The organism is Rhizobium hidalgonense (genome assembly GCF_005862185.2).
Taxonomy (GTDB): domain Bacteria; phylum Pseudomonadota; class Alphaproteobacteria; order Rhizobiales; family Rhizobiaceae; genus Rhizobium; species Rhizobium hidalgonense.
In genome coordinates, this window is the sequence record NZ_CP054028.1 from 379,309 (window position 1) to 392,389 (window position 13,081).

Here is a 13,081-nt window from a genome sequence, read left to right on the forward strand (position 1 = left end):
GGTCAGGCGACGAGCGAAAGCCGCTCCTCGGCGAGCAGCTCGATGGAGGCCAGGCGCTCGGCGACCGAAAGCGCCGGCGTGTCGAGCACGAACTCCTTGACGCCGTAGCGGTGGTGAAGTTCGTCCAACTCCTTGCGGATCTGCTTTGCTGTGCCGTGCAGCACGCTCGGCACCTTCTCCTCGATACGGTAGTCGGTGACGCCGGCCTGGCGGGCAAATTCGGCCGCCTGTTCCTCGCTGCCGACATTGACGGTCTGGCCGTTCGGCAGGAACACCTTGACGATGCGCAGCCTGCCGACACGCTCGCGGGCATAATCCTCGCTTTCGGCGGCAAAGGCTGCGAGCGCCAGGATCGGTCGTTTACCGCCGGATGCCCGCTCATAGGCCTCGAAAGTCCGGCGCAGATTGTCAGGGTCGCCGTTCAGGTGGCCGGCAAAGACCAGTTCCCAGCCCTTCTCCGCGGCGAGTTCGGCGCTCTCGACGCTGGCGCCGAGCAGGAAACGTTCAGGCGCCGTCGGCGGGAACGGCGTTGCCTGGGCGCCCTGGTAATTCGGGTCGGCGGCGAGATAGGTGTTGATATCGGAAAGCTGGCTCGCGAAATCCGGCTTCCTGGCCGGATCGACAGCAAGCTGCAGAGCCCGGGTCGACAAAGGAAAACCGCCCGGCGCCTTGCCGACGCCGAGATCGACACGGCCGGGCGCAAGCGATGCCAGTAGATTGAAGGTCTCGGCGACCTTATAGGCGCTGTAATGTTGCAGCATGACGCCGCCCGAACCGATCCGGATCTTCGAGGTCCTGGCGAGGAGGTAGGCGATCAGCGCCTCCGGCGCGGAACTCGCCAGATTGGACATGTTATGATGTTCAGCGACCCAGAAACGGTGATAACCGAGTTCCTCGGCGCGGGCGGCAATCTTGACCGTCGCCCGCAGCGCATCCGCCGCGGTAAGCCCCTCTTCGATTGGACTTTTGTCGAGCAGGCTGAGAAGGTAAGTCATGACACCACGATCCGATCGCTGGTTGCAAATCTTAGTCTATAAAATCAGTAGACAAACTCCTTTATAAGAAATGGCATTCTCTTTCGGACGCATTGTGTGAAAAAAGCAGCGCACCTGAAATCGGACAATCGGATGTCGCGAACGTGTTATGCCGTCGATTGAAAGTCGTCTTTCAATCGACCATTTAATGATCTATATTCTGGTCGAAATGGAGCTCGCATGAAGCTTTCAGAACAGGTCAAGCCGATCAGCTACCTCAAGGCACACGCGCCCGAGATCATCCGGACGCTGAAAGATAATCCGCAGCCGGTGGTCATTACGCTGCACGGCGAGGCGAAGGCCATTCTTCAGGATGTCGGACAATATGAAGAAACGCAGGAGACGCTGGCGCTCCTGAAAGTGCTGGCCCTCACCAACCGGCAGGTCGACGAGGGCAAATTGCGCCCCGCTGCGGAAACCTTCGCGCGCCTCCGCAAACGTCTGGCCGATAGCCAGTCCTGATGGCCTATCGTGTTCTTTTCGCCGAGGACGCGGAACGGGACATCGAGGATCTCTATCGGTTCATCGCCGGCCGCGACGGCGCCGAGACTGCAGAGCGGGTGCTAAGCGACATCGAAAGCGCCTGCGCCGATCTCGAAGAATTCCCGGCCAGCGGAAATATTCCAAAGGAACTGGCGAGTATCGGAATCTCCGAATATCGCGAACCCCACCACAAGCCATGGCGCATGATCTATCGCATCCTCGGCACCGATGTCGTCGTCTACTGCGTCGTAGACGGACGCCGCGACATGCAGGCGTTTCTGGAGCGAAGGCTCATCCGCTAACACGGCGCGCAGTTTCAAAGTGCTAGAGCGTCCTTTGTGCGGCCAAAAGAACGCACGCCGGGCGAGCTTGCAGAACGAGGCCGAGCGGGAAGGTTTTCAGTCAGCCACCCTCATCGTGGTTGCCCGGTCGCCCGCCTTGCGCTTCGTCCTGCCGGTTCGAAACGGCCGTCTCCCCGCTGCCCTGCTCTCGCGCCTCGGCCGCGGGCCGGTTGTCTTGCTCAGCCAGCGCCCTCATGAAGGCCTTGGCATAGGTCATGTCGTCGAGCCCGTAGGCCTTTCATGGCATAGGAGTAGAGTTCGTAATCGCCCTGAACTGATCGACAGTGGTGACCTTGCCGATGTTTTCCTTGTAATAGGCTCTGTCGCGCAAGCGTGGCCTGGGACGCCACGCTCGAGAGGCTGGCGTTCGGATTTGGTGCGACTGCGAGATAGCTTACCTAAGTGGCGACCAACGTCTGTCCCATGTCATGGGCGCGGCCAACGGGCGCGAAAGCCTGCCGGTCATGGCGAGGCGCAGCCAGATTCATGCGGCCAAATCAATTTAAACGAACTGTATAGTTCTATTATTCATCCAATATGGAATTGGAACAAAAGGCGGAGAATGCCTTTTTGGGCCTACGAGGCCCCGACGCCGGCTGCGAAGATTGCGATGCAGCGGCGAAGATGGGCGAGCAGTTCGGCCCGGTCGGGCCAGGCCTGAGCGCGCCCTTCCGGCGGGACCATCCCTCCGAAGATCATGTCCATCAGCATCCGGGCTCCACTCGCCGGATCATCGAGCGTCAGCTGGCCTTCCGCCTGGCGATCGCTCAACCACTCGGCGAGGTGTTGACGGCTAGCAAGGATGCCTTCGCGCTGCAGAATGTCGACAAGCTCAGGAAACTGCGACGCTTCGTGAAAGACTAGGTGCAGAAAACCGGCGTGATCCGCATCCTTCTCCTCATCCATGTCGATCATGAAGATATGTTCGAGGCTCTGGCCGATCGGAAGGTCTTCCGCGGGCCTCGGCAGGTCGAGCATCAGACGCCGATGCGCACCGACCACGGCGGCAAACAGCTCTTCCTTGCTCTGAAACAACTTGTAGAGCGTCTGTTTCGAGACGCCGGCCTCGGCGGCGACGACCGCGGTCGTACTTCCGGCATAACCGTATTTTACGAAAACGCGGCGGGCGATTTCGACGATATGCGTCCGCTTGTCCTCATCGCTGGAGACTTTCGGCCGGCCTCGCTTGCGCGGCTCATCTGCGGGCTCATCAACACCACCCATGACGATCTTGAACCGCTTTACCGAAGTGCACGCCGACCGCCCTGAAAAGCAAACCGCGAATTCTGAGGGATGATTTTTTCGGTTGTGGCATTAGCAATTTCTATTAGAGAACTAATCAGTTCTGCAATGCGTTGCATCCCGACCCTCTTAGCGATGGAGCGCGTATGACAACCATTTCCGCCGCGACATCGATTTCTTCCTATTCCTGTAGTAAGAATTCGACATCCGCAGCCCAGGACATTCTATCCTGTAGTACGGTTTCGGCAAAAAAATCAACCACAAGCCAGCAGTCCGACAGCGCGAGAAACTCATGTCCCAGTTGATGTCGCTGGCGATGAACGGCCTTACCGGACAGTCCGGCTCCAACGGGGCAGGACGGCGATGACGGCACGGACGTTGCGCAGCTTGACACCGATGGCGACGGCTACGTGAGCAAGGCCGAGTTCGTCGCAGCCAGACCGTCTGATGTGACCGAGGATCAGGCCGGCACGCTGTTCGACAGCTTCGACAGCGAAGGTTCCGGCTCGCTGTCGGTCGATGCGCTCCGAGGGCATGTCCGCCCAGAGATCCGCGCGGGCGGGCGGACCACGGCCGCCGCCCGAAGGTGATGACGAGCTTGCATCGCTGCTCTCCGATCTCGATACCGATGGAGACGGGCTGGTGAGCAAGGCAGAATTCGTCGCAGGCCGGCCGTCCGATGTGAGCGAGGATCAGGCCGGCACACTGTTCGACAGCTTCGACAGCGAAAGCGCCGGCTCGCTATCGGCTGATGCGCTGACCGAGGCCATGTCCTCTCCTTCGTCGCAGCGTCCCGACGGACCGCCGCCCGCCATGGCCGGCAAGCCGGAGGACGTGGATTTAGGCCGCTGCTTGCTTCGGGAGATCAAAACTCCCACGGGGAGATCAATTCAAGGTTCGTGGTGACGAAATCGCCCAGGTTTCGCGTGGCAAGTCGACCACCATTCACCTGCGCAATAGCTGCGATCATGCCATCCGGCGCTGACATGCCGCGCCCTTGACGAGTTGCCGTCCCCATGATCTCGCCATAGGCAAGAGCGGCCTCCTCGGTCAGGCCAAAAATCCGGTCCGCGAACCGACGCCGCCAGTCGGACAGTCCCCGTTCGAGGCGTTCGGCCCGATGATCGGGCCGGATCTTCTGGATGCCGAAAGCGATCTCGGCGATCGTCACCGTCGGCAGAGCCAATTCAGCATCATGCCGGAGGAGCCATGCGATCACCGCTTCATCCGGCGATTGTCTCAAAGTTTCCGAAACAATGTTAGTATCGAGAAAAATCAAAGCTCGAGGCCCTTATGCGCCTGCCGGCCTGCCCTGACAACGGCTTCAAGGTCGATATCCGTCCCGCTTTGCTGCGAAAGCCTGGTGTAAAAGGATGATGCCGGTTCACGACCCGCTTCGCGTATTTCATAGGATTCAAGCGCTCGCTCGACAATGTCGGCTATCGAACGGTTTTCGCGGCGGGCAAGCCGGTGAGCAAGGTCACGCGCCCTCGCGCTCCGTACGGAAAGCTGAGGTTCAGCCATGTTGATCTCCTTTGCGATAGACATAGCGGCCTCGCCGCAAGCCATCAAGATGGCAGATGGTGGCTTGATGCCAAAAAATAACCTGAACGATCCCTCAAACACCCCAATTTTGGACGCTTGCACCGCCTCGGACAGGCCCAATCAACCTCTGATACTTAGAAGAATTAACCATATTTCAGCGTTCGCGCGAAATAATGCCGTACGTAGATCAGGCGTCTTGCGGGCGAAGCCACAAGTTATTTGGAGACGGTCCTTTGGCCTTTACTATTGCGCGCAGCTTGGTGGCATTTGGTGTCGCCGTTTCGACAGGCCTTTTCATGTCGATCGGATTGCAGCAATCGGCGCTCGAACGGCTGAAAGTCAACGGCCCGGTTTACGAGCAGGTCGTCTACGGCAAAGATCTGATCGCCGATATCCTGCCGCCCCCGCTCTTCGTGGTCGAATCCTATATGCTCTCCTTCGAGGCGAGCAAATTTCCCGAACTCACCGCCACCAATCTCGCCAAGATCGCCAATCTCAAAGCCGCTTACGACGACCGTCGCGCCTATTGGAAAACCACCCGGCTGCCGCAGGCTTTGAAGGACGAACTCGAAAACGATGTTATCGCCAAGGGTGATACATTCTGGGACGTGATGAACCGTGAGATCATCCCGGCGCTGAATGCAAAGGACGAGGACAAGGCGCACGGTGCGATCGAGCAATTGCGCGTCGCCTTCCATGCGCACCAGGACGCGGTGGAGAAACTCGTCGCCAATTCCGATGCCTTCCTGAAGGGCGAGGAAAAGAACGCAGCCTCCGAAATCGTCACCTGGACGATCTATGCCGGCGCTGCCGGCTTCGGATCGTTCGGGCTGCTGCTGGTCGGACTCTATCTTCTGCGCCGCCGGGCAATCGTGCCGCTCGATGGCATGAAAGCCTATATGGGCAACCTCGCGGACGGCGACTTTTCAACTGACGTCCCTTATGCCGACCGTCCCGACGAGATCGGCGCAATGTCCAAGGCCGTGGCGGTATTCCGCAGCAACGCGCTCGAGCGCCAGGAGGCGCAGAAGCGCGAGACGGCACTTCGCGATGCGGAATTTGAACGTGAACGCAGCCAGATGGCCGAAAAAGCCGCCGAAGAGCAGATCCGCGAAACGGTGATCGCTCAGCTGACCCATGGCTTGGACCAGCTATCGCACGGCAATCTCGATTGCCGGATCACCACGCCCTTTGCCACCGCCTACGAGACTTTGCGCGCCAAGTTCAACGACAGCATGGATGCGCTTTGCGCCTCGATGGCCGAGATCGCCCAAACCTCCAAACAGGTGGATAGCGCCTCGGCCGACATTACAGGTGCAACCGAGAGCCTCGCATCGCGCACGGAACAGCAAGCCGCGATGCTTGAAGAGGCCGCAGCCGCGCTCGGCGAGATGAATGCCAAGGCGAAAGACGCCTCGGATCATGCCGGCAAGGCGACCGGCATGATGACCGAGACCCGCAGCAGCGCCGAACGTTCGGCGGCCGTCGTCCGCGAAGCGATCGCCGCCATGGAACGGATCGAAGGCTCGTCCTCACAGATCGGCGACATCGTCAATGTCATCGATGAAATCGCCTTCCAGACCAATCTTCTGGCGCTCAATGCCGGGGTTGAAGCGGCCCGCGCAGGCGAGGCGGGCAAGGGTTTTGCCGTCGTGGCACAGGAGGTGCGTGAACTCGCCATGCGCTCGGCCAACGCCGCCAAGGAGATCAGGGCTCTGATTTCCACATCCTCCTCTCAGGTCTCCACCGGGGTGGAGCTTGTCAACCGCACCGGCAAGGCGCTTCAGGAAATCGAAGGACAGGTCGAGCAGGTTGCCGGGCTGATCGCCCGGATCGTTACTGTATCCTCCGAGCAGGCGGTCGCGATCCGCGAGATCAATGCCTCCGTCAATGCTCTCGACCAGGTGACGCAACGCAACGCGACGATGGCGGTCGAAACCGCTTCGGCCTGTCGCGCGCTCGGCGCCCAAACGCAGACATTGGAAGGGGTCGTCAGACGCTTTCAGATCGACGCGGCAGCCAGCATGTCAAGGCCGCGTCAAGCCGCTTGACGCGACGGTCGGGCTTCTTCCGTCACCTCATTCGTCGACGGTTGCGACGACGGCAACGCAATCGCCTGGTTTGACCAGGCCCGGGAAATGCCGTGCGCAGAGAATGCCGCTCATGCCGGCGCGGATCTCGCAGGGGGCCACCCCGGTCCGCCCGGTTGGATAGATCCGAGCAATGACTGCATCCTCACTGACGGCTTCACCGAGATCGATAAGAGGCTCGATGAGGCCGCCCTCCTCCGCAAAGGAGAAACAGCGGCCGTCCGGCATGTCGAGCCAGGTCGTCGGATCAATATGGGCGGCGCCTGCAACGATCCCGGCATGGCGCAGCACATTCATGGTGCCGCGCTTGGCAATCGCCGCACTCTTGGCCGTAGCCGTCCCGCCGCCGCCGAGTTCCGTGGTAATGAAAACCTTGCCCATCTCCTCGGCCGCGGTGTCGTACATGCCGACCGCATCGATCTCCAGCATCTTCATCGAATAAGGCGCTGCAAAGGCCGTGACGAATTCGAAAGCCTTTGCCTCCTGTTGCTTGTTCGCCAGGATGTGTGCTGCGCAGAAGGGCAGGAAATCGAGCGTCTTGCCGCCGGAATGAAAGTCGAGAACGAGATCGGCCATCGGCAGGAGCACACGCTGGAAGTAGTCGGCGATCTTCTGCGTCACCGTCCCGTCCGGCTGGCCTGGGAAGCTGCGGTTCATATTGCCCCGGTCGATCGGCGACGTCCTGGTTCCCGCCAGAAACGCCGGATAGTTCATCGCCGGTATGATGATGACCCTGCCGCTGACCTCCTCGGCCTTCAGCGAGCGGGCGAGATCGAAGAGCGCGATCGGTCCTTCATACTCGTCGCCATGATTGCCGCCGGTCAGAAGCGCCGTCGAACCGTTGCCGTTGCTGACGACCGTGATCGGGACCATCACCGAGCCCCAGGCGGAATCGTCGCGGCTGTAAGGCAGCCTGAGGAAACCGTGCTGGATGCCCTCGGCAGCGAAATCCACCGTCGCGCTGATCGGCGACGGCCGCAAGCCAATCTCGTTCATGACAGCCTCAATCCTTGACCATCAGTTTGCGCGGCACGTTCGCGAAACATTCGACGCCGCTCTCGGTGACGAGAATGCTCTCGGTCGTCTCAAAACCCATGTCCTCCAGCCAGAGGCCGGTCATGAAATGGAAAGTCATGCCGGGCTTCAATTCCGTCCGGTCGCCGGGGCGCAGGCTCATGGTGCGTTCGCCCCAATCCGGCGGATAGGACAGACCGATCGGGTAACCGGTGCGGTTGTCCTTGACGATGCCGTATTTCTTCAAGACGCCGAAGAAGGCGTTGGCGATATCCTCGCAGGTATTGCCGGGCTTTGCGACCGCAAGGCCGGCCTCCATGCCTTCGAGCGTTGCCTTTTCCGCATCGATAAAAGCCTGTGTCGGCTTACCGAGGAAGACGGTGCGCGACAGCGGCAGGTGGTAGCGATTGTAGCAGCCGGCGATCTCGAAGAAGGTGCCCTCGCCCTTCTTCATCGGCCGGTCGTCCCAGGTCAGATGCGGTGCCGAGGCTTCGACGCCCGACGGCAGCAGCGGCACGATCGCCGGGTAGTCGCCGCCGATGCCGTCGACGCCACGGGTGCCGGCATCATAGATTTCGGCGACCAGATCGCACTTGCGCATACCGACCTCTATTCTGTCGAAGATGCGGGCGTGCATCGCTTCGACGATACGGGCGGCGTTGCGCATGTATTTGATCTCGGTCTCGCTCTTGACCGCGCGCTGCCAGTTGACGAGCGCGGTGGCGTCGACGAAACGGGCATTGGGCAAATGCTTCTGCAGCGCCGCAAAGGCTGCGGCCGAGAACCAGTAATTGTCCATCTCGACGCCGATCGTCAGCTTGCCGAGGCCACGCTCGGTCAGGATGCCGGAGAGGTAATCCATCGGATGGCGTTCGGTCGACTGTACGTAATGATCGGGATAACCGACAATGTTGTCGTGCTTCAGATAGGCGGTGAACTTGGCGCCATTGGCATCCTGGCCGCGGCCGAACCAGATCGGCTCGCCGGACGGCGGCACGATCACCGCCTGGTGCACATAGAAGGACCAGCCGTCATAGCCGGTCAACCAGGCCATGTTCGAGGGGTCGCTGACGATCAAAAGCTCGACACCCTTCGCTTCCATGGCACGACGTGTCTTCTCCAACCGCGCGGCATATTCGCCGAGCGAGAATTTGAGATTGGGCTGGGTCATGTCTCTTCCCTTCTTGTCCGGCGCAGTGCCGGTTAGCTTTCGAAAGTGGTTCCGGCCTTCGCCGCACCGGCCCGCGCAAAGGCGAGCGTGGCGATGGCGGTGTCCTGGATGCCGGTTCCCGTGAGGTCCGCAATGGTGATCTGGTCGCTCTTCGTCCGCCCCGGAGTTCGGCCGGCAACGATCTGCCCGAGCTCGGTGAATTCAGCATCGCTCGCGACCAATCCGGCTTCGATGGCGTGATGCAGCTCGCCGAGGCGGCGCGTCTGCTTCAGGCTGTCGGCGACGTAAAGGCCGGCGCCGGCGATGACAGCCGGGTCGATCTCGTTCTTGTGCTCGGCATCCGAGCCCATGGCCGTCAGATGCTGGCCGGGTGCCAGCCATCCGGCCTCGATGATCGGTTTTTCGGAAGGCGTGGTGGTGACGATGATATCGGCGCCGGCAATCGCCCGTCCGGGGTCCGATATAGCAGTGACGGGAAACCCAAGCTTTTTCGTCAGGTCAGCGGCCGCAGCTTCAGCCTTTGCGGTATCGCGCGCCCATATTCGCGCTTCACGGATCGGCCGCACCAGCGTTAGCGCTTTGAGCTGCAGCCGCGCCTGCATGCCGGCGCCGAAGATTGCGGCGACGGTGGAATTTTCACGCGCCAGATGTTTGGCCGCGACGGCGCCAGCCGCCGCGGTGCGCACATCGGTGAGGTAGCCATTGTCCAGCAGCAGCGCCTGCACCAGCCCGGTTTGGCTCGATAGCAGCACCATCATACCGTTGGTGCTTGGCAGACCAAGCTTGGGATTGTCGAAGAAACCGGGACTGATCTTGATCGCAAAACCTTCGACGCCGGGGATATAGGCGGTCTTCACATCGACCTCGCCCCGATGCTCCGGAATATCGAGCCGCAGGATCGGCGGCATGGCGACCGCCATGGTCGCCAGCGCTTCGAAAGCCTGCTCGACGCAGCCGACGGCATCGCGATTGAGCGTGATGACGGTCCTCAGTTCCGCTTCCGTCAGAATGATCATCCGGCTCATCGCCCATCCTCCGCAAACAGCATCTCGCCATTGATCACGCGCCGGTGCTGCTCCATGTCGACATTCCGTCCGGACAGTATCGCAACGACAGGACCATTGGCCCTGACCTTTCCGGCAAGAAGGGCCGCGATGCCGACGGCTGCCGCTCCCTCGACGATCTCGCGTTCGAGGGCATAGGCATGGCGCATGCCGGCGGCGATTTCCGCCTCCGAAAGCAGGATGACGTCGTCGAGGAGATCGCGGCACATGGCAAAGGTCACGTGATTGTCGAGGCCGATGCCCCCGCCGAGCGAGTCGGCGAGGCTCGGCAATTCCTCGACCTGCACCGGCCGCCCAGCATCGAGGCTCGCCTTCATCGCCGCGCCCCGCTCCATCGTCAGGCCGATCACCTTGGTCTTCGGATTGACGCCCTTGATCGCGGCGGCGACACCCGCCGCAAGGCCACCGCCCGAAAGCGGCACCAGCACTGTCGACACCTGCTGCAATGCCCCGATGATTTCGAGCCCCAGCGTGCCCTGCCCGGCCACGACGGCGGGATGGTCGAAGGGCGGGACCATCACCAACCCCACCTCGCGCACCAGCCGGTCAACCTCCTGCTGCGCCTCGTCCTGCGAGCGCCCGACAATGCGGACATCGGCGCCGAGGCGGCGAATCTCAGAAACCTTGTTCTCAGGCACCAGCCGCGACATGCAGATGGTCGCAACCGCGCCTTCCGCCTCTGCGGCATAGGCAAGCGCCCGGCCGTGATTTCCAGTCGAGGCCGCAACGATACCGCGTGCTCGTTCAGCCGGTGACAATGACAGCACCGCATTGGTCGCGCCGCGCAGCTTGAAGCTGCCAGTCGCCTGGTGATGTTCGAGCTTGAGATGGACGGGCACGCCTGCGATTTCACTTAGCGAAACCGACTGCGCCATCGCAGTCACGCGCACCCGACCAGCTATCCGGCGCGCCGCAGCACGGATATCCTCCAATGAAACCGGCCATGTGCTCGCCATCGTCTCAACCCTCCGGATAGGGCATGGCCATCAGCCGCCCGAGTTCGGGCCGCGGCCGGTCATCGCCGCAGAGCCTCAGGCAAGCCCAGGCGGTGGCGAGATTGCTGGTGACGACAGGTCTGTCGATCTCCGCTTCGATCCGGGCCGCGACCTGAGCGGCGCGCACCGCCGTGCAGGAGATGAACAGCGCATCGGATTGTGGCGCCGTCGCCTGGCGCGCGAAGGCTGCGATTTCATCGGGCGCGATCCGCGCCATCTCGCGATCATCCGCGAGGCCAAGACAGGTGAAGCGGTCGATCGCAAAGCCGAGATCCGCGAAATAATCGGCCATTGGCCGGCTGGTCTCGATCGTATAAGGCGTCAGCACCGAGATCCGTCTGGCGCCGAGCGCCTGCAGCCCTTTCACCGCCGCCGCCGTCGGCGTCACCACGGGAGCACCCGGTTTGGCCGCATGGATCGCCGCTTCGATGTTGCGGTCGCCAATGACGACCGAGGCAGAGGTACAGGAATACATGAGCGCATCCAGCGCCTCGTCCGGCAGGATCAGCGCAGCACCCGCCGTCAGCGACGGCTGCATCTTCAAAAGGTTTTTCGGGGTCACGGGATTGGCGTAGTGGATACGGCTGACATAGACGCCGATATCGTCGCTGGCGACCATCCGCTGGAAATCGACTTCGGTCGTATGGTCGGTGGCAAGGATCACCAGGCCGACGCGTTTTTTGAGCGGGCGGTCATCTAGCCGCGGCACCCGGCCGGCGGTTATGATCTCGATCTTTGCAGTCATGCTCAGTCATCCATCCTGGCGTAACGTTCTTCGAGCCAGCGCAAGCCCAGAACCGAGATCAGGCTGACGACGAGGAAGAAGACGCCGACCAGCGTCATCGGTTCGATATAGCGATAGTTGCTGTTGGCGATACTTTTCGCCTGGTTCATCAGTTCGAGCACGGTGATCGCCGAAAGCAACGGCGTCTCCTTGAACATGGCGATGAAATAATTGGCGAGCGCCGGAATCATCGGCGGGATCGCCTGTGGAATGACCACGTGGATCCAAGCCTGGCGTGTCGTCAGATTGGTGGCCTTGGCCGCCTCCCATTGTCCGCGCGGCACATTCTCGATGCCGGCACGATAGACCTCGGCGGTATAGGTCGCGTAGTGAATGCCCATGCCGATGACGCCTGCGACCAGCGGCGCCAGCCGGATGCCGATATCCGGCAGCACGTAGAAGATGAAGTAGAGCTGCACCAAAAGCGGCGTGCCGCGGATGAATTCGCAGACGAAAGCGACGGTCCTGGAAACGGCGGCGATCGGCGACCGCCGCGCGATGGCGAGGCCGAGGCCGACGACCATGGCGACGACCGCCCCGAGGATCGTCGCGAGAATGGTGATCTTGAACCCTTCGAGAAGGGTCGGCATGATCTGCCAGACGAAGTCCCAATCCCATTCCATATGATCAGGTCCTTATGCCGTCGACGCCACGTGCCATGCGCCGCTCCAGCGAGCGCATCGCAGCCGAGATTGCCAAGGCCATGAGAAAATAGAGGATGAGGATCGTCGCGAAGGGCACCAGCGTATTGCCGGTCTGCGCCCGCACGACCTGCGCCTGAAAGGTCATATCCGTCAGCGAGATCAGCGACACGACGGCCGTGCCCTTCAACAGCTCGATCGCATTGTTGCAGAAGGTCGGCAGCATCAGCGGTAGCGCCTGCGGCAGGATAATGTGGCGCATGCGCTGATAGCGCGAGAGATTGAGCGCGATGCAGGCTTCCGACTGTTCCCGACCGACCGCCTTGACGGCGCCGCGCACCACTTCCGCGCCATAGGCGCCGACGTTGAGCCCGAGCGCCAGCACGCCCGCCTGCAGCGGCGTCAGCGTCAATCCCGCGAAGGGCAGCACGAAATAGACCCAGAAGAGCTGGACGAAGATCGACGTGCCGCGGAAGAACTCGATATAGGCCGTCGCCAGAGCCCTGATGGCAAAGAAGCGCGACAGGCGGCCGAGGCCTGCCAGGAACGCCATAACAAGCGCCAGCACTGAGCCCATGACCGTCAGTTCGAGCGTCACCAGGGCGCCCTCAAGGATCAATGTCAGATAGCCGGACCATACCGACATCGGCAACTCACTTCTCTGGAGATGGTGCGAG

Annotated in this window: 14 protein-coding genes and 2 pseudogenes; 4 read left to right on the forward strand and 12 right to left on the reverse strand. The window is 61.5% G+C overall.

Translation table 11 applies throughout. The features are described from left to right. Nucleotides 1-2 precede the first annotated feature (2 nt). Nucleotides 3-995: an LLM class flavin-dependent oxidoreductase gene (locus tag FFM81_RS23075; protein ID WP_138384503.1), complete on the reverse strand. Its 993-nt coding sequence runs from the start codon at nucleotides 993-995 to the stop codon at nucleotides 3-5. A 219-nt stretch (nucleotides 996-1,214) separates the two neighbouring features. On the opposite strand from FFM81_RS23075, the gene FFM81_RS23080 reads away from it, so the two are divergent. Continuing rightward, nucleotides 1,215-1,496: a type II toxin-antitoxin system Phd/YefM family antitoxin gene (locus FFM81_RS23080; RefSeq protein ID WP_003572511.1), complete on the forward strand. Its 282-nt coding sequence runs from the start codon at nucleotides 1,215-1,217 to the stop codon at nucleotides 1,494-1,496. Next, nucleotides 1,496-1,819 (forward strand): type II toxin-antitoxin system RelE/ParE family toxin, encoded by a 324-nt coding sequence (locus tag FFM81_RS23085; protein ID WP_138384502.1) that lies wholly within the window; start codon nucleotides 1,496-1,498, stop codon nucleotides 1,817-1,819. The genes FFM81_RS23080 and FFM81_RS23085 overlap by 1 nt, the downstream gene beginning before the upstream one ends. A 211-nt stretch (nucleotides 1,820-2,030) precedes the next feature. Here the strand turns inward: FFM81_RS23085 and FFM81_RS23095 are convergent. After that, nucleotides 2,031-2,283: pseudogene (locus FFM81_RS23095) on the reverse strand (DUF1217 domain-containing protein); the annotation flags it as partial. A gap of 151 nt (nucleotides 2,284-2,434) precedes the next feature. Beyond that, nucleotides 2,435-3,082, reverse strand: coding sequence for a TetR/AcrR family transcriptional regulator (locus tag FFM81_RS23100; protein ID WP_128397711.1), 648 nt, complete (start codon nucleotides 3,080-3,082; stop codon nucleotides 2,435-2,437). 164 nt (nucleotides 3,083-3,246) lie between these two features. On the opposite strand from FFM81_RS23100, the pseudogene FFM81_RS33245 reads away from it, so the two are divergent. Continuing rightward, nucleotides 3,247-3,973, forward strand: a pseudogene (locus tag FFM81_RS33245) (EF-hand domain-containing protein); the annotation flags it as partial. Here FFM81_RS33245 and FFM81_RS23110 read toward each other — a convergent pair. Together FFM81_RS23110 and FFM81_RS23115 are read right to left on the reverse strand one after the other, a co-directional pair. After that, on the reverse strand, nucleotides 3,966-4,379 hold the full coding sequence (locus FFM81_RS23110; RefSeq protein ID WP_138384501.1) for a type II toxin-antitoxin system VapC family toxin: 414 nt from the start codon (nucleotides 4,377-4,379) through the stop codon (nucleotides 3,966-3,968). The pseudogene FFM81_RS33245 and the gene FFM81_RS23110 overlap by 8 nt on opposite strands. Then, the gene (locus tag FFM81_RS23115) at nucleotides 4,376-4,624 is read right to left on the reverse strand and encodes a hypothetical protein (protein WP_003572515.1); all 249 of its coding nucleotides are present in this window, start codon (nucleotides 4,622-4,624) and stop codon (nucleotides 4,376-4,378) included. The genes FFM81_RS23110 and FFM81_RS23115 overlap by 4 nt, the downstream gene beginning before the upstream one ends. 254 nt (nucleotides 4,625-4,878) lie before the next feature. On the opposite strand from FFM81_RS23115, the gene FFM81_RS23120 reads away from it, so the two are divergent. Further along, on the forward strand, nucleotides 4,879-6,696 hold the full coding sequence (locus FFM81_RS23120; protein WP_003572516.1) for a methyl-accepting chemotaxis protein: 1,818 nt from the start codon (nucleotides 4,879-4,881) through the stop codon (nucleotides 6,694-6,696). Nucleotides 6,697-6,723: 27 nt separating this feature from the next. On the opposite strand, the gene doeB is transcribed toward FFM81_RS23120, so the two are convergent. Genes doeB through ehuC form a run of 7 tightly spaced genes read right to left on the reverse strand, consistent with a single transcriptional unit; the run spans nucleotide 6,724 to nucleotide 13,050 of the window. Further along, entirely contained in the window at nucleotides 6,724-7,731 is a 1,008-nt protein-coding gene (gene doeB / locus FFM81_RS23125) for a N(2)-acetyl-L-2,4-diaminobutanoate deacetylase DoeB (RefSeq protein WP_025417763.1), read from the reverse strand. A gap of 7 nt (nucleotides 7,732-7,738) precedes the next feature. After that, nucleotides 7,739-8,920 carry an ectoine hydrolase DoeA gene (doeA, locus tag FFM81_RS23130; RefSeq protein WP_003572520.1) on the reverse strand — a complete coding sequence of 394 codons (1,182 nt, stop codon included), beginning with the start codon at nucleotides 8,918-8,920 and terminating at the stop codon, nucleotides 7,739-7,741. A gap of 32 nt (nucleotides 8,921-8,952) precedes the next feature. Then, entirely contained in the window at nucleotides 8,953-9,945 is a 993-nt protein-coding gene (eutC, locus tag FFM81_RS23135; protein WP_138384500.1) for an ectoine utilization protein EutC, read from the reverse strand. Then, nucleotides 9,942-10,940, reverse strand: coding sequence for a hydroxyectoine utilization dehydratase EutB (eutB, locus tag FFM81_RS23140; RefSeq protein WP_138384499.1), 999 nt, complete (start codon nucleotides 10,938-10,940; stop codon nucleotides 9,942-9,944). The genes eutC and eutB overlap by 4 nt, the downstream gene beginning before the upstream one ends. Nucleotides 10,941-10,944: 4 nt before the next feature. Continuing rightward, nucleotides 10,945-11,724, reverse strand: coding sequence for an ectoine utilization protein EutA (gene eutA, locus FFM81_RS23145; RefSeq protein WP_138384498.1), 780 nt, complete (start codon nucleotides 11,722-11,724; stop codon nucleotides 10,945-10,947). A gap of 2 nt (nucleotides 11,725-11,726) precedes the next feature. Then, nucleotides 11,727-12,386, reverse strand: coding sequence for an ectoine/hydroxyectoine ABC transporter permease subunit EhuD (gene ehuD / locus FFM81_RS23150; protein ID WP_025417758.1), 660 nt, complete (start codon nucleotides 12,384-12,386; stop codon nucleotides 11,727-11,729). A 4-nt stretch (nucleotides 12,387-12,390) separates the two neighbouring features. Continuing rightward, the gene (gene ehuC, locus FFM81_RS23155) at nucleotides 12,391-13,050 is read right to left on the reverse strand and encodes an ectoine/hydroxyectoine ABC transporter permease subunit EhuC (RefSeq protein ID WP_138384497.1); all 660 of its coding nucleotides are present in this window, start codon (nucleotides 13,048-13,050) and stop codon (nucleotides 12,391-12,393) included. Nucleotides 13,051-13,081: the final 31 nt, after the last annotated feature.

Bases quoted from the DNA above. Each gene is read 5' to 3' on its own strand.
- ehuC (WP_138384497.1), bottom strand. From the start codon at position 13,050: ATGTCGGTATGGTCCGGCTATCTGACATTGATCCTTGAGGGCGCCCTG.
- ehuD (WP_025417758.1), bottom strand. From the start codon at position 12,386: ATGGAATGGGATTGGGACTTCGTCTGGCAGATCATGCCGACCCTTCTC.
- FFM81_RS23080 (WP_003572511.1), top strand. From the start codon at position 1,215: ATGAAGCTTTCAGAACAGGTCAAGCCGATCAGCTACCTCAAGGCACAC.
- FFM81_RS23115 (WP_003572515.1), bottom strand. From the start codon at position 4,624: ATGGCTGAACCTCAGCTTTCCGTACGGAGCGCGAGGGCGCGTGACCTT.
- doeA (WP_003572520.1), bottom strand. From the start codon at position 8,920: ATGACCCAGCCCAATCTCAAATTCTCGCTCGGCGAATATGCCGCGCGG.
- eutC (WP_138384500.1), bottom strand. From the start codon at position 9,945: ATGAGCCGGATGATCATTCTGACGGAAGCGGAACTGAGGACCGTCATC.
- FFM81_RS23100 (WP_128397711.1), bottom strand. From the start codon at position 3,082: ATGGGTGGTGTTGATGAGCCCGCAGATGAGCCGCGCAAGCGAGGCCGG.
- eutB (WP_138384499.1), bottom strand. From the start codon at position 10,940: ATGGCGAGCACATGGCCGGTTTCATTGGAGGATATCCGTGCTGCGGCG.
- doeB (WP_025417763.1), bottom strand. From the start codon at position 7,731: ATGAACGAGATTGGCTTGCGGCCGTCGCCGATCAGCGCGACGGTGGAT.
- eutA (WP_138384498.1), bottom strand. From the start codon at position 11,724: ATGACTGCAAAGATCGAGATCATAACCGCCGGCCGGGTGCCGCGGCTA.
- FFM81_RS23075 (WP_138384503.1), bottom strand. From the start codon at position 995: ATGACTTACCTTCTCAGCCTGCTCGACAAAAGTCCAATCGAAGAGGGG.
- FFM81_RS23085 (WP_138384502.1), top strand. From the start codon at position 1,496: ATGGCCTATCGTGTTCTTTTCGCCGAGGACGCGGAACGGGACATCGAG.